Consider the following 15,994-nt stretch of genomic DNA (forward strand, 5'->3'; position numbering starts at 1 on the left):
GGCTTCGATGGCGGCAGCAGCGCCGGCACCGTCGAGGCGGTCCATGTTGGCTTCGGTGGCGTGGCCGGCGTTGGCGCCTTTGGTGGCTACTTCGCCTTCTTCTTCTTTGTCGAATTCGTCCCAGCTCAGCATGACGTGTCGTCTCCTGCGTGAGGGCTCAAGGGGGCCCGTGTGAAACCGGATGGTGGGGTGTTCACACGGCCTCGGGCCGCGGTGGATCTTAAGGAATCGTTTGTTGCAGCTAGCGCACGCATTAAACGGAATCAGGGTTACGGGTGTTCTGCTTGAGGCTTGAGGGGCGGAGCAATGCTTGCTGGCTCCAGCGGGGGCCTCAGGTCTGGCTCTTCATCCCAGTGTAAAGGGATATTGCAGGCCCGATTTACCCGCGCATTATAGGGAAAAATTCGACTTTGTGTTGCGGCGGATGGTCACGATGGAGGGCCAAAATGCTGTGGTTTTCGGCCAAGGCGCGTGTTTGCAAGGCTTTGCAGGGATTGGAAATTTTTGACGGGCGGCGGGATAGTTTTTGTAGGGCGTGCGGAGGAGGGGATGTGGAGGGCTTGGGGCGGTGTGTAAGGCCGAAATGGCCATCGCAGGCAAGCCAGCTCCCACATTTGTTGCGCGGTGGATTCTGGATCGGCGCTTTGCCGCAAGAACGATTTCTTGCGGCGAATAATAATCCAGCGTGGGAAGTTAATTACCCGTTAGAGCAACCATTGCCCATCACGTGATAATTAAGAATATGGCGCTGACCTTGCGAGTCTTCATATTCCATCTTCACCGGTACAACTTCGCATACTTCTGGAACATTACTCATGGACAAGACTTTGGCAACGTCCAAGTGGGTGCTGTAAGTGTAGTCCTCGACAATCGGGGCGTTCTGGCCGGCCAGCTCGGTCGGGGCCTCGTCGGCCAGGGCGGCGGTTGCGCACAAGCTGCTGAGGGCCATAACTACGAGAGCTTTCATTTGTTCAATTACCTTCTTTTAGGCGAAAGGGGTCACGGGGCCCTTGTGGGGCCGCGTGTGTAACTTAAGAGTTGGAAAGTTCGGATTAACGTTGCCTTCGTGGGGGCTGTTGCGCTGTTAATCACATTGCCTTGTTGGCGGAGTTGATTTTAGGCGCGTGAGTTATATTCATATACCCGTGCTTTTGATAAACACTATTGGCGGTTTTTGTAACAATCGCGCGGAGAAGGTTTTTTCACGCAGCCGCAAAGCGCCGCAGGCCGCGGGCCAGAGCGGCAAATGGGCATAGCATGGCGATTTGTAGGGGCTTGTTACTACCATCGTCGAATGGTTCTATGGGGCGGCCCCGGCTACAACAGGGGCCATACAACAACAACTATGTCACCGAGGTAAGAAAGATGAGTGCGGCTTCCCTGTACCCCGTTCGCCCCGAAGTAGCAGCCAACACGCTGACCGACGAGGCAACCTACAAGGCCATGTACCAGCAGTCGGTGGTCAACCCCGATGGCTTCTGGCGCGAGCAAGCCAAGCGCCTTGACTGGGTCAAGCCTTTCACCGCGGTCAAGCAGACCTCTTTCGACGACCACCATGTCGACATCAAATGGTTCGCCGATGGCACCCTGAACGTTTCCTACAACTGCCTGGACCGTCACCTCGCCGAGCGTGGCGACCAGGCGGCGATCATCTGGGAGGGCGATGACCCTGCCGAAAGCCGCACCATCACCTACCGCGAGCTGCATGAAGAAGTCTGCAAGTTCGCCAACGCCCTGCGCGGCCAGGATGTGCACCGCGGTGACGTGGTGACTATCTATATGCCGATGATCCCCGAGGCGGTGGTCGCCATGCTGGCGTGTACCCGCATCGGTGCGATTCACTCCGTGGTGTTCGGCGGTTTTTCGCCGGAAGCCCTGGCTGGTCGCATCATCGACTGTAAGTCGAAGGTGGTGATCACTGCCGACGAAGGCATCCGCGCCGGTAAGAAAATTCCACTGAAGGCCAACGTCGACGACGCCCTGACCAACCCGGAAACCAGCAGCATCCAGAAGGTCATTGTGTGCAAGCGCACCAATGGCAACATCAAGTGGAACCAGCATCGCGACATCTGGTACGAAGACTTGATGAAAGTGGCGGGCACCGTGTGTGCGCCAAAAGAGATGGGCGCCGAAGAAGCGCTGTTCATCCTTTATACCTCCGGTTCTACCGGCAAGCCTAAAGGCGTGCAGCACACCACCGGCGGTTACTTGCTGTACGCCGCTCTGACCCACGAGCGCGTGTTCGACTACCGCCCGGGCGAAATCTACTGGTGCACCGCCGACGTCGGCTGGGTCACCGGCCACACCTATATCGTCTACGGCCCTCTGGCGAACGGCGCGACCACGCTGCTGTTCGAAGGCGTGCCGAACTACCCGGACATCACCCGTGTCGGCAAGATTGTCGACAAGCACAAGGTCAATATCCTTTACACCGCGCCAACCGCGATCCGCGCAATGATGGCTTCCGGCACGGCCGCCTGCGAAGGCGTCGACGGCAGCAGTTTGCGCTTGCTCGGTTCGGTGGGTGAGCCGATCAACCCAGAAGCGTGGGATTGGTACTACAAGAATGTCGGCAAATCCCGTTGCCCGATCGTCGACACCTGGTGGCAGACCGAGACCGGCGGCAACATGATGAGCCCGCTGCCAGGCGCCCATGCGCTCAAGCCGGGTTCGGCGGCACGCCCGTTCTTTGGCGTGGTGCCGGCCCTGGTGGACAACCTGGGCAACCTGATCGAAGGCGCCGCCGAAGGCAACCTGGTGATCCTCGATTCGTGGCCAGGCCAGGCGCGTACCCTGTACGGCGACCATGATCGCTTTGTCGACACCTACTTCAAGACCTTCCGTGGCATGTACTTCACCGGTGACGGTGCGCGGCGTGACGAGGACGGTTACTACTGGATCACCGGGCGTGTGGATGACGTGCTGAACGTGTCCGGCCACCGCATGGGCACCGCCGAGATTGAAAGCGCGATGGTTGCCCACCCGAAAGTCGCCGAGGCGGCGGTGGTGGGTGTGCCGCATGACATCAAGGGGCAGGGCATCTATGTGTATGTCACCTTGAAGAATGGCGAAGAGCCGAATGAAGCGCTGCGCCTTGAGCTGAAAAACTGGGTGCGCAAGGAAATCGGGCCGATTGCCTCGCCGGACGTAATCCAGTGGGCACCGGGCTTGCCGAAGACGCGCTCGGGGAAAATCATGCGGCGGATCTTGCGCAAGATTGCCACGGCTGAGTATGACGGGCTGGGGGATATCTCCACCCTGGCGGACCCGGGTGTGGTGGCGCATTTGATTGAAACGCACAAGACCATGAACGTCGCGTAAGGCGGGGTTGGTCACATAAAGCCCCATTCGGCGCAGGTCGGGTGGGGCTTTTTTGTGAAGTTTTGCAAACGATGGACACCCCCTGTGGGAGCGGGCTTGCTCGCGAAGGCGGTGGGGCAGCCAGTACAACTATCAACTGGCAGAGTGTATTCGCGAGCAAGCCCGCTCCCACATTTTGTAATGCATTTCATAACGGGGGTCAGCGGCGTCCGACAGTTCCGCAAAACCCCAAGCCAATAAATATCGGTTTTTGTTGTAGGGCATTTCTGAATGTTACCGCAGGGCGCAAATGTGTAACCCGCCGCCCAAACATGAGGCAAAGTGCTACGGTCCTGCCCCGAAAAACCGCATTTTAGACACCCCTACCGAATAGATTAAACGCCAGACTTGCCGTGCCAGAAGGGTTTGCGAATAATAGGCCCGCAATTTGCAGCATCAACAGGTTTAATATCTTTTGTCTCTGCATAAAAATCAGAGGCTGTCAATGTGCTGGAACAGCTTTCTCGGTGCTTCTGTAAATAGTTGTCGCATTGAGGAAATATCGGCTTCTGGCCTGTCGTTAGAATGCCGATCACTCGCTCGTCGTCGTAGGATTACCCCTGCGCAGGACGCAGTACCGCATTTCGGTTTCCCTTAAGTCGCATCGTGGGCCCTGGCTCATTCTGCTTTTTGCCTTATACCGATGGAGTCCCAAGATGAAGAAACTTGTGCTGTTGGGCGCCCTGGCGCTGTCCGTGCTGTCGATGCAGGCCTTCGCTGATGAGAAGCCCCTGAAAATTGGTATCGAAGCGGCTTACCCTCCGTTTGCCTCCAAGGCGCCGGATGGCAGCATCGTCGGTTTCGACTACGACATCGGCAATGCCCTGTGCGCGGAGATGAAGGTCAAGTGTGTATGGGTCGAACAAGAGTTCGACGGCCTGATCCCGGCGCTGAAGGTACGCAAGATCGACGCGATCCTGTCGTCCATGTCCATCACTGAAGACCGCAAGAAGTCCGTGGACTTCACCAACCGCTACTACCTGAGCCCAGCGCAGCTGGTGATGAAGGAAGGCACCACCGTCAGCGCCAGCCTGGATGAACTCAAAGGCAAGAAGATCGGTGTGCAGCGCGGTTCGATCCACGACCGTTTCGCCAAGGAAGTCCTGGCCCCTAAAGGCGCCACGGTGGTGCCTTACAGCTCGCAGAACGAAATCTACCTGGACGTGGAAGCCGGTCGCCTCGACGGTACCGTGGCTGACGCCACCCTGCTGCAAGACGGCTTCCTGAAAACCCCGGCCGGTAAAGGCTACGCGTTTGTGGGCCCACAGTTCACCGACGCCAAGTACTTCGGTGACGGCATCGGTATCGCTGTGCGTAAAGGCGACCAAGCCAACCTGGACAAGATCAACGCTGCCATTGCCGCGATCCGTGCCAACGGTGAGTACAAGAAAATCCAGGACAAGTACTTCGACTTCGATATTTACGGCGCAGACCCTAAGTAACTCGTCGCAACTGACTGTCCAGAATGGCGCAAGCAACAGAATTCCTGAGGTTTGCGCCATTTTTTCATTCCCCTTTTCGAGGACCTGAATCATGTTGAAAGGCTACGGGGCCGTCATCCTCGATGGCGCATGGTTGACGCTTCAGCTCGCCTTGTCGTCCATGGCCTTGGCCATTGTTCTGGGTCTGATCGGGGTCGCGTTACGCCTGTCGCCGGTGCGCTGGTTAGCCTGGCTGGGTGACTTGTACTCTACGGTGATCCGCGGGATCCCCGACCTGGTGCTGATTCTGCTGATTTTCTACGGCGGCCAGGACCTGCTTAACCGCGTCGCGCCGATGCTCGGCTATGACGACTATATCGACTTGAACCCCTTGGCCGCCGGTATCGGCACCCTGGGCTTCATCTTTGGCGCCTACTTGTCGGAAACCTTCCGTGGCGCCTTCATGGCCATTCCCAAGGGCCAGGCCGAGGCCGGCCTTGCGTATGGCATGAGCCCTTTCCAGGTGTTTTTCCGGGTGATGGTGCCGCAGATGATTCGGCTGGCGATCCCTGGGTTTACCAACAACTGGCTGGTATTGACCAAGGCCACCGCGCTGATTTCGGTGGTGGGCCTGCAAGACATGATGTTCAAGGCCAAGCAGGCGGCAGACGCCACCCGCGAGCCTTTTACCTTCTTCCTCGCAGTGGCGGCGATGTACCTGGTGATCACCAGCGTGTCGTTGCTGGCCCTGCGCTATCTTGAGAAGCGCTACTCGGTAGGCGTAAGGGCGGCTGATCTATGATCTTCGACTACAACGTCATCTGGGACGCCATGCCGCTGTACCTCGGCGGCTTGGTAACGACCCTGAAATTGCTCGCCATCTCGCTGTTCTTCGGCCTGCTCGCCGCCTTGCCCCTGGGCTTGATGCGTGTGTCCAAGCAGCCGCTCGTCAATGGCGCTGCCTGGCTTTACACCTACGTGATTCGCGGCACGCCGATGCTGGTGCAGCTGTTCCTGATCTACTACGGCCTGGCCCAGTTCGAAGCGGTACGCGAAAGTTTCATGTGGCCGCTGCTGTCCAGCGCCACGTTCTGCGCGTGCCTGGCGTTTGCGATCAACACCAGTGCTTACACCGCCGAGATCATTGCCGGCAGCCTCAAGGCCACGCCGAATGGCGAGATCGAAGCGGCCAAGGCCATGGGCATGTCGCGCTACAAGCTGTACCGCCGCATCCTGCTGCCGTCGGCCCTGCGCCGCGCGCTGCCGCAGTACAGCAACGAAGTGATCATGATGTTGCAGACCACCAGTCTGGCCTCCATCGTCACCCTGATCGACATCACCGGTGCCGCGCGCACGGTGAACGCCCAGTTCTACTTGCCGTTCGAAGCCTACATCACCGCCGGCGTGTTCTACCTGTGCCTGACCTTCATCCTGGTGCGCCTGTTCAAGTTGGCCGAGCGCCGCTGGCTGAGCTACCTGGCTCCACGGAAGCACTGATATGGAACGTATCGACCACCTGTTGCCCTGGGGCCACCTGGGTTGCGAGCGCCAGCTGAGCGTGTTTCGTTTCGGCAGCGGCGAGCGCAAGGCTTACATCCAGGCCAGCCTGCACGCCGACGAGTTGCCCGGCATGCGCGCCGCCTGGGAGCTGAAAAAACGCCTCACCGAGCTGGAACAGCAAGGCGCCCTCAACGGCGTGATCGAGCTGGTGCCGGTGGCCAACCCGATGGGCCTGGGCCAACTGCTGCAAGGCAGCCACCAGGGCCGTTTCGAGGTTGGTAGCGGCAAGAATTTCAACCGCGATTTCGTCGAGTTGAGCGAGCCGGTGGCCGAGTTGCTCAACGGCAAGCTGGGCGACGACCCGCACGCCAACGTGCGCCTGATCCGCCAGGCGATGGGCGACGTGCTCAACGCGCTGCCTGAGCCGAGCAGCCAGCTGCAAGGCATGCAGCGTGTACTGCTGAGCCACGCCTGCAGCGCCGATGTAGTCCTAGACCTGCATTGCGACGCCGAAGCCGCGCTGCACATGTATGCGCTGCCGCAGCACTGGCCGCAGTGGCGTTCGTTGGCGGCGCACTTGAATATGAAAGTCGGCCTGCTGGCGGAAGATTCCGGCGGCAGTTCGTTTGATGAAGCCTGTTCGCTGCCGTGGCTACGGCTGTCCCGGGCCTTCCCCGAGGCACAGATTCCGCTGGCGTGCCTGGCGACCACCCTGGAATTGGGCGGCCAGGCCGACACTGGCCGCGACGAGGCGATCTTCCACGCCGAAGGTATCCTCGCGTTCCTCGCCGAGCAGGGCCTGATCACCGGCGAATGGCCGGCGCCGCAGCACGAACCGTGCGAAGGCGTGCCGTTCGAAGGCACCGAATTGCTGTTTGCGCCCCACGCCGGGGTGATCAGTTACCTGCGTAAGGCCGGTGAATGGATCGAAAAAGGCGAGCCGATTTTTGAAGTGATTGACCCCTTGACCGACCGCGTGAGCATCATCTGTGCGGGCACCTCGGGGGTGTTGTTTGCCGTTGAACGGCTACGTTATGCCCAAGCGGGTTTCTGGCTGGCCAAGGTGGCGGGGCGCGAAGCGCTGCGTCACGGGCGCTTGCTCAACGACTGACCACCTGTTTTTGTGAGAACCGACCGCATGTACAAACTTGAAGTCCAAGACCTGCATAAACGCTATGGCAGTCATGAAGTGCTCAAAGGCGTGTCCCTGGCCGCCGCGGCCGGTGATGTGATCAGCATCATCGGTTCCAGTGGTTCGGGCAAAAGTACCTTTTTGCGCTGCATCAACCTGCTCGAGCAACCCCACGCCGGCAAGATTCTGCTCAACAACGAAGAGCTGAAACTGGTCGCCAACAAGGACGGCGCCCTGAAGGCCGCTGACCCTAAACAGCTGCAACGCATGCGTTCGCGTCTGTCCATGGTGTTCCAGCATTTCAATCTGTGGTCGCACATGACCGCGCTGGAAAACGTGATGGAAGCCCCGGTGCACGTGCTGGGCATGCCGAAGAAAGAAGCCCGTGAGAAGGCCGAGCACTACCTGGCCAAAGTCGGCGTGGGCCATCGTAAGGATGCATTCCCCGGCCACATGTCCGGTGGCGAGCAGCAGCGCGTGGCGATTGCCCGTGCGCTGGCGATGGAGCCGGAAGTGATGCTGTTCGACGAACCCACCTCGGCGCTCGACCCTGAACTGGTCGGCGAAGTGCTCAAGGTCATGCAGGACCTGGCCCAGGAAGGCCGCACCATGGTGGTGGTGACCCACGAAATGGGCTTTGCCCGTGAAGTGTCGAACCAACTGGTGTTCCTGCACAAAGGCATCGTCGAAGAGCGCGGCAACCCGCGTGAAGTGCTGGTGAACCCGCAGTCCGAGCGTTTGCAGCAGTTCCTGTCGGGCAGCTTGAAGTAATCAAGACTGCTTTTGTGCACTGAGTTAGTGCATGCTTCACCGTCTTGAGATCGGCTCAATCCTCTGTGGGAGCGGGCTTGCTCGCGAAAGCGGTGGATCAGTCGGCAGATGTGTAGCTGGCCCACCGCATTAGCGAGCAAGCCCGCTCCCACATTGGATCTCCATATGTTTTGAGATTTGTGTTCGTTTCCGGGCTAGCATTGGCCCTTGTCTCCATTACCGTTCTTCGCTTCGGATAGCACTCCATGACCGCCCACAAAATTGGTTTCCTGATTTGGCCCAGCACAAAAGCCCTGACGCTTGCGCTGGCTGAGGAGGCCTTGCGCGTTGCCCAGCGGGTGCATCCGGATGTGGTCTACGAGCTGTCGTTTCTGCAGGCCGAACCGCAAACCGAAGGCGCTTGGCAACTGCCGGGCGAGCCATGGGCCGGCAAGCTCGAAGGCTTCCAGAAACTGTTCCTGCTGGCGGATGAGCCGCCGACCGTGATCGCCTCCCAGCTCAGCACCGCGCTCAAGCAGCTGGTGCGCGCCGGGTGTGTGATCGGCGGTTTGTCGGCGGGCGTGTACCCCTTGGCCCAGCTCGGTCTGCTCGACGGCTACCGTGCCGCCGTGCATTGGCGTTGGCAGGATGATTTTGCCGAGCGTTTCCCCAAGGTTATCGCCACCAGCCATTTGTTCGACTGGGACCGCGACCGCCTTACCGCCTGCGGCGGCATGTCGGTGCTCGACCTGCTGCTGGCGGTGCTGGCCCGTGACCACGGCGCCGAACTGGCCGGCGCGGTGTCCGAAGAGTTGGTGGTGGAGCGCATCCGCGAAGGCGGCGAGCGCCAGCGTATCCCCCTGCAAAACCGCCTGGGTTCCAGCCATCCGAAGCTGACCCAGGCCGTTCTGTTGATGGAAGCGAATATCGAAGAGCCGCTGACCACCGACGAAATCGCCCAGCACGTGTGCGTGTCGCGACGACAACTTGAGCGGATCTTCAAGCAATACCTCAATCGCGTTCCCAGCCAGTATTACCTGGAACTGCGCCTGAACAAGGCGCGCCAGATGCTGATGCAAACCAGCAAGTCGATCATCCAGATCGGCCTGTCGTGCGGCTTCTCCTCGGGCCCGCACTTCTCCAGCGCCTACCGTAACTTCTTCGGCGCCACCCCCCGTGAAGACCGCAACCAGCGGCGCAGCAGCAGCCCGTTCGAGTTGTCGTCGGTGCCGTCCGAGCGCGGTTAACTTTCTACCTGCACACCCATGCGTTGCCCGTAGCGCCTGAGGATGTACCGGCTCTGGAGCGACAGCGGGTTGCCGCCCCAATCCAGGGCGTGGAAGACATTTGCAGGCACGTCGAAAATGCCGGCGCCGATATGGCGGATGGCGTTGTTGCTCAAGTCTGCGATGACCAGTTCGCGCAAGCTGAACAGCCCGTGAGGGACGTGGCGAATGCCGGTGCTTTGCAGGTCGAGAACCTGCAGGTGCGGCATGTTGGTAACCCGCGGTGTGATGTCCAGCAGGTTGTCGCCCAGGTCCAGCTGGGTCAGCCCTTCAAGGCCGGCGAGCTGCTCCGTTGTCCTGGGCGTCAGCCGGATATTGCATTGGGGCAGGCTCAGTTCCTTGAGCCGCGGCATCTGGAAGATCGGCTCTGGAAGGCTGCCCAACTGGTAGCCCTGGATCGATAGGCTTCGCAGTCGACTCAAGCGCTCCAGGAAGGCTTCGACTTTTGATGTGGCGTTTTGAGCGTGAAGCGAGAGCATCGACACGTGGTCGAAATTGGCCGTGAGCACAGGCAGATCGCCCAGCAGGGTTACGTCATAACTCAGTTCATGGGTTGCGGTAGGTCCGGCGTCAAGGGTGTCGATCGGGGTTTCCCGGCGCCAGCAGCGCTCCAGCAGGTTTTTGAAGCCAAAGCGCCTGGCCTGTTCTTCAGCGCGTTGCTGCTCGCTCAAAAGGGTGTAGTGGGTTGGGTGCCGGTTAGGGACATTCAGCCGCCATTCCTCAAGGTCTGCCTGGAGTTTTTCGTACTCGGCTTCCATGCGCGTCAATTCCACCCGGCTCGCTTGCAGGCTGCCCGGCATGCCATAGAGGAAGCGGTTGCATTCCGGGGTGGTGAAGGTCGGGTACAGCGCCTTGAGCCGTTCGATATCGACGTCCGGGGCTGAGGCATCCCAGCGTTCGCCGGTGCGCTGGAAGTGGCTTTTGATACGGCTGATCACGGCTTCCGGGAAAGGGTTGTTCCCCAGGTCGAAGGCTTCGCTGGCCAGGTCCGGCAGTGCAAACAGCGCGTCGGGCAACGCGCTGATGCGATTACTGTTGAGCACCGCGGTTTGCAGGTGCGGGCGGGTCAGTATGCCTTCCGGCAAGTGCTCGATGCCGGTGGCGGCCAGGTCGAGGTAGCGCAGCTCCGCCATGCCTTCGACGTTGGGCACCAGGCCCAGGGGGTTGGCGTACAGGTCCAGGGATTCCAGGCGCGACAGCGATGCCAGGGTCGCCAGGCTCTCGGCGGTCAGGCGTATGTGCGTGTTGCTCAGCACTAGCTCGGTCAGGCGCGGCATGCTTGCCAGGCCTTCGGGCAGGGTGCCGAGGGGGATGTTGCGCAGCCCCAGGCGACGCACGTTGCGAAAGCTGTCACAGAACGCCTGGGCCCCCAGTGTGCTCGCATCGCCTATCAGTGACAGGGCCGAAACATGCGAGAAATCGGCCTCCAGGCGGGGCAGGTGGCCCATGATCGGATCGCCATGGGCCAGGATGTAGCCGTCACGCTCATCGCCATAGTGTGTTTCCCGAGGGCTTTCCCGGCGCCAGCAACGTTTGATTTCGTTGCTCAGATTGAGGCGGTTCTGCAGTTGCTCGCTGAATGCCTGCGCCGTCAACTGGACGCCCGTTTGCGGGTGCAGGTAAGGGGTGTGGATGTGCCACTGCAACAGTTGCGCATGGAGCTGCGCGTACTCTTGCTCCAGCCTTGCCAAGCCCGGCAAGGCGCCGCCGGGCAGTTGGTTGAGCTGGCGCAGCAGCGCCACGTTCTGCTCCTGGGTGAAGCTTGGGTACAGCGCCTGGGTTCGTTGCAGCAGTGTCGGCGGTGCGCCTGGCACCGGTGCGGGGTGGCCTGGCAGCGGGTAGCCGTCCATCCCACCGAGCAGGCGCGGATGTTTGCCATTGGCGGGACGCCGGCGTGGCAAGGGGTCCAGGGCCGCCTGTAAACGGTCGCGGGGCAGTGCCACCTGGCTGAGGGCCTGGCGCAACTGCGGGCCTTGGCGGATGTGCAGGTTGAGCCGGTCGCGCTCGGTATCCGGCAAGGCTTGCAGGATCGCGCTGTAGAGGTCGGTTTCGCCGTGCAGGTGCCGGCCCAGGTCGTCATAGGCCTGGTAGAGGCCGTCCTCGTGCACCAGTACCTTGAGGTGAGTGCCGTTGCCGGTGCCGATGCGCTGGCTGACGGTGCCGTTGAGTACATGCTCATGCACTTCCAGGCGGACACTGCCGGACCAGCCAGGCAGCCGGGGCAGGGAATGCAGGGCCAGGGTGCGGGTGTCGGGGTTGTCACTCGATTCCAGGTACAGGCCTTCGTAGGCGCGGTTCAGGCGTACTTCCTGGGCGGTCCAGCGGGCCAGGTCCTCCAGGCTCCGGGGCAATTTACCGGCGTTCAGTTCGCGGCGCTCCTCGGCCGTGGCTTGGCGGGTCAGCTCATCGGCAACGCACCCCGGCAATACCTTGTGTTCGTCCATCAGGCGTTGGCCATCGGCGGTCTGCGGGTGGTTGAGCGATTGATAGCGCGTGTCGAACAAGTGCGTGCGCCGCGCCTCTGCCGCGGCCGCGAGCTTTTTGCGCAGGGTGCGCAGCCGCGCCGACAAGGCCTTGGGCGGTTGGCCGAAATCCTCCCCCAGCAGCGCCTTGATGTCGTCTTCCGCCAATGCGCGCAGGGCGGTCTCCAGCAGCTCGCCATTGTTCAGTTGGGCCTGGCTGATGCGCACCGCCGGCAGCGAGTCCTGGCTGGCGTATTGCCAAATGACCCGGCCCTGGCTATCGACCACTTGCAAGGCCCGGGTGTCGGGCCACGCATCGGGACGGCCGAGCAACTGCAATTGGGTGGGCGCGTCGGCCTTGCCGTACTGGCCAGGGTCGTCACTGTTCATCTGGCGGATAAAGCTCGCCAGGTCATGATCGATCTGAAAGCGCTGCACGGTATCGCCCAGCACCGCCGGAGTGGGCTGGCGCTGTACATGCAGCTGGCGCAGGGTGTTTTCGGGGATATGGCTGACGCTACGGATCTGGTCCAATTGTGTCGGGCTGAAGCCTTCCACGCTGTGGCCGAGGCGACGCATCAGGGTGCTGGCGTCCCAGTACAGCGGCTGGTCCAGCTCGGTCTGCCAGGCGCCCGTGCCGTTATGCCAGGCCCGTGGCTGATAGGCCTCGGGGCGGGTGGGGTGAAGTAGGCTGTAGTGCTCGCTGCCTGGCGTCTTGTTCAGGATGAAGGGCTGCCGGTCGATTGTGATCACGGCTTGGTCCTGGTGATAGTAGATGCCTTGCGCATCCGCTTTTGCCTGTGCCGGCAGGGCTGACTGGCGTTGGTAGGCGCGCAGGTCGGGCTGCCAATAGCGGGTTTTGCCGTCAGCCATGGGCACTGGCTTGAAGCCGTCGATAAAGGTTTTCGCGGCGGGCGCCATCACCGCCCGAAATTGGCTGGCGGCAATGGTGCCGCCAAGCCCGAACGTGCCCAGTTGAATCAGCGCCTGTACCGTGCCCATCAGGTGTTCGAACGCTTCGTGCGTGCGGCCCTGTGCCCAGTCGACAATCCCTTCGAAGGTTTCATCCACTAACTGATAGGCCATGTAAGCCAGCATTGCTTCGCCCAGTACCGGCACGAATGGCGCCGCGACCAGCGCGGCGATGTTGAGCAGGGTTGAGGCGACCTGCTGCAATGAATCCCATAGCGCCCAGCGGGCTTTCTGGTCGACGCGGGCGGTGGACACGGCGATCACCTTGGCGTCATTGAGGATTTTGTCGAGCGCCCGTTGGTAGCGATGGCTGGCCAGGCTGCCGTGGATCGCCACGGCGCTGAGTTGCAGGTTGGGACGCTCCCTGGGGGTGTCGCGCCAACTGGGCAGCGGGTCGCCGGGGGTATGCGGGTGCCAGGTAATGCGGCTCAGACGGCTGTTCAGGTTGGCAAAAAAGTGCCCGCGATCTTCGTGGTTTACAAAGCGGCTGAAAAATTGCTGATAGTCGGTGTTCTGCAGTTGCCGGGTCAGTTCTGCCCTGAACGCGGCGCTGGAGGGGTATTGCTTGATCGGGTGCTCGGGGTCGTCCGGCACGTAAGCGATCACCGGGACGACGGCGTGCAGGCGCTCCAGGTCGGCGGCGAACAGTACGATGCCGGTCAGTTGGGCGTTCATCATCCGCAGTTCATGGCTGCGCAGCGGCTGGCCGCCGAGGCTCGCGTCGGGTTGACCCTCGAGCAAACGTTGCAGCGCCTGGTGGGCGTCCGGGTTGATATCGTTTTTCATCACCGCCAGTTGCAGCGCCGCGTCCAGGGCTGCGCGCTGGCTGGTGCTGACTTGTGTCTGCAGCACGGCGGCCACGGCGGCATCGGTCAGGCCCAGGTTCTCCTCAAGGTAGCGCTGGTAGCGGGCGCCGATATCCAGCGTGCGGCATAACTGGGTAAAACGCTGGATCGACAGTGTGTCCCGGATGTCGGGCAATGGCTGGGACTCCCCCTGGGCGTCGGGTTGGCTGATGTACGCCGAGGAGGCTTCGAAGCGCTCGTCGGCTTCGAAGTTATGCAGCGCCGCCTCCAGCAACGACACGGTCCAGGTGCGTGCGGCACCGCTCTTGATCGGAAACCAGGGAATGGTGGCCGGGATGTACAGGCGCAGGTACGTGGTCTTCACGTTCAGCTCCAGCCCGAACTGATCTTTCAGGGCTGCGCTCAGTAACGGCTCGGCGAACGCCTGTACATCCTGCAGCGCAGCCAGGCGCTGATCGACCTGGTTTTGCGCGCTCCAGTGGGCGGTACTGAACGCGCGCCATTGCTGGCGTTGCTCGGCCGTGGTGCTGCGGTACCAGGGTTTGATCAGGGGCGAGCTGGCTTTCAAAGCCTCGGCGCGGGCCGCCGTGGCGCCCAGCAGCCAGGGCGCGATAGCCTGTTGCAGCGGCTGGTAATGATTGTCGGAATGCTGGGCATCGGCAGGGTTCAAGGTGTCGGGCATGGCGCTCTTCCTGTTGCGCGGGGTAAGTCGTTAGCACAACAGAGCTGCGGGCACGTCAGGCAGTAGATAGTTGCCTGCAAATCAATTGCGCGCGCCCCTGCCGCTCAAGGGGCGGCGCGGTTTAAACTGCGCCATTGCGACGGTATTTGTCGCATTGGCGTAAACCCGCGAAAATCGCGGGTTGGCGCTATAAGAAGTTGTCGCTTGGCGGCAAGGCCGCGCTGAAAACTGTCCTTACAATCCCTGCATCGCCCGCCAGTTCCAGGCAGGCGTTCCTCTTCAGGAGACTCCGATGTCCGTTGAGCAAGCCCCGGTGCAACGTGCCGATTTCGACCAGGTCATGGTTCCCAACTATGCACCTGCCGCCTTTATCCCCGTGCGTGGCGCAGGTTCGCGCGTATGGGACCAGGCCGGTCGCGAGCTGATCGACTTTGCCGGCGGCATCGCGGTTAACGTTTTGGGCCACGCCCACCCGGCGCTGGTCGGTGCGCTGACCGAACAGGCCAACAAGCTGTGGCACGTGTCCAACGTGTTCACCAATGAGCCGGCCCTGCGCCTGGCCCATAAGCTGATCGACGCCACGTTTGCCGAGCGCGTGTTCTTCTGCAACTCCGGCGCCGAAGCCAACGAGGCGGCCTTCAAGCTGGCCCGTCGTGTGGCGTTCGATCGTTTCGGCACCGAGAAATACGAAATCATCGCCGCGCTGAACAGCTTCCACGGCCGTACCCTGTTCACCGTCAACGTCGGTGGCCAGTCGAAGTATTCCGACGGTTTCGGGCCTAAAATCACCGGCATCACCCACGTTCCTTATAACGACCTGGACGCGTTGAAGGCCGCCGTGTCGGACAAGACCTGCGCCGTCGTGCTGGAACCGATCCAGGGCGAAGGCGGCGTGCTGCCGGCCGAACTGGCTTACCTGCAAGGTGCCCGCGAACTGTGCGACGCGAACAACGCGCTGCTGGTGTTCGACGAAGTGCAGACCGGCATGGGCCGCAGTGGCCACCTGTTCGCCTACCAGCATTACGGCGTGGTGCCGGACATCCTCACCAGCGCCAAGAGCCTGGGCGGCGGTTTTCCGATTGCCGCGATGCTCACCCGCGAAGACCTGGCCAAGCACTTGGTGGTCGGCACTCACGGCACCACCTACGGCGGCAACCCGCTGGCGTGCGCAGTGGCAGAAGCGGTGATCGACGTGATCAACACCCCGCAGGTGCTGGCCGGTGTGAATGCCAAGCACGACCTGTTCAAGGCGCGCCTGGAGCAGATCGGCAAGCAATACGGGATCTTCACCGAAGTGCGTGGCATGGGCCTGCTGATCGGTTGCGTACTGAGCGACGCGTTCAAAGGCAAAGCCAAGGACGTGTTCAACGCGGCCGAAAAAGAAAACCTGATGATCCTGCAAGCCGGCCCGGACGTGGTGCGCTTTGCGCCAAGCCTGGTGGTGGAAGACGCGGACATCACCGAAGGCCTGGATCGTTTCGAGCGTGCGGTAAAAACGCTGACCCAAGCCTGATACATATCTGTCTATCGGACCGGATCAAATGTGGGAGGGGGCTTGCCCCCGATAGCAATCTGTCAGTTGATACATCTGGTGACTGATACACCGCTATCGGGGGCAAGCCC

Annotated in this window: 10 protein-coding genes and 1 pseudogene; 8 read left to right on the forward strand and 3 right to left on the reverse strand. The window is 61.3% G+C overall.

From position 1 onward, the window contains the following. Positions 1-132 (reverse strand): annotated as a pseudogene (locus tag WBR57_RS10845) (ribonucleotide-diphosphate reductase subunit beta); the annotation flags it as partial. Between the two features lie 565 nt (positions 133-697). Further along, complete coding sequence (locus WBR57_RS10850) at positions 698-967, reverse strand: DUF2790 domain-containing protein (protein ID WP_122539306.1); 270 nt, start codon at positions 965-967, stop codon at positions 698-700. A gap of 398 nt (positions 968-1,365) precedes the next feature. Between WBR57_RS10850 and acs the strand changes: the two genes are divergently transcribed. From acs to WBR57_RS10885, 7 genes are all read left to right on the forward strand, one after another. After that, entirely contained in the window at positions 1,366-3,321 is a 1,956-nt protein-coding gene (gene acs, locus WBR57_RS10855; protein ID WP_424083825.1) for an acetate--CoA ligase, read from the forward strand. A 695-nt stretch (positions 3,322-4,016) separates the two neighbouring features. Further along, positions 4,017-4,802, forward strand: coding sequence for an ABC transporter substrate-binding protein (locus WBR57_RS10860; RefSeq protein WP_424083826.1), 786 nt, complete (start codon positions 4,017-4,019; stop codon positions 4,800-4,802). A 91-nt stretch (positions 4,803-4,893) separates the two neighbouring features. Further along, a complete protein-coding gene (locus tag WBR57_RS10865; protein ID WP_424083827.1) occupies positions 4,894-5,583 on the forward strand; it encodes an ABC transporter permease in 690 nt (229 codons plus the stop codon). Continuing rightward, positions 5,580-6,278: an ABC transporter permease gene (locus tag WBR57_RS10870; RefSeq protein WP_424083828.1), complete on the forward strand. Its 699-nt coding sequence runs from the start codon at positions 5,580-5,582 to the stop codon at positions 6,276-6,278. The genes WBR57_RS10865 and WBR57_RS10870 overlap by 4 nt, the downstream gene beginning before the upstream one ends. A gap of 1 nt (position 6,279) precedes the next feature. Beyond that, the gene (locus WBR57_RS10875; protein ID WP_424083829.1) at positions 6,280-7,392 is read left to right on the forward strand and encodes a succinylglutamate desuccinylase/aspartoacylase family protein; all 1,113 of its coding nucleotides are present in this window, start codon (positions 6,280-6,282) and stop codon (positions 7,390-7,392) included. Between the two features lie 27 nt (positions 7,393-7,419). Beyond that, positions 7,420-8,184 carry an ABC transporter ATP-binding protein gene (locus WBR57_RS10880; protein WP_424083830.1) on the forward strand — a complete coding sequence of 255 codons (765 nt, stop codon included), beginning with the start codon at positions 7,420-7,422 and terminating at the stop codon, positions 8,182-8,184. A gap of 245 nt (positions 8,185-8,429) precedes the next feature. Continuing rightward, positions 8,430-9,410, forward strand: coding sequence for a GlxA family transcriptional regulator (locus WBR57_RS10885; protein WP_005790635.1), 981 nt, complete (start codon positions 8,430-8,432; stop codon positions 9,408-9,410). Here WBR57_RS10885 and WBR57_RS10890 read toward each other — a convergent pair. Further along, a complete protein-coding gene (locus WBR57_RS10890; protein WP_424083831.1) occupies positions 9,407-14,371 on the reverse strand; it encodes a dermonecrotic toxin domain-containing protein in 4,965 nt (1,654 codons plus the stop codon). The genes WBR57_RS10885 and WBR57_RS10890 overlap by 4 nt on opposite strands. 292 nt (positions 14,372-14,663) lie before the next feature. On the opposite strand from WBR57_RS10890, the gene WBR57_RS10895 reads away from it, so the two are divergent. Then, entirely contained in the window at positions 14,664-15,884 is a 1,221-nt protein-coding gene (locus tag WBR57_RS10895) for an aspartate aminotransferase family protein (RefSeq protein ID WP_424083832.1), read from the forward strand. Positions 15,885-15,994 lie beyond the last annotated feature (110 nt).

The organism is Pseudomonas sp., assembly GCF_049590575.1.
Taxonomy (GTDB): Bacteria; Pseudomonadota; Gammaproteobacteria; order Pseudomonadales; family Pseudomonadaceae; genus Aquipseudomonas.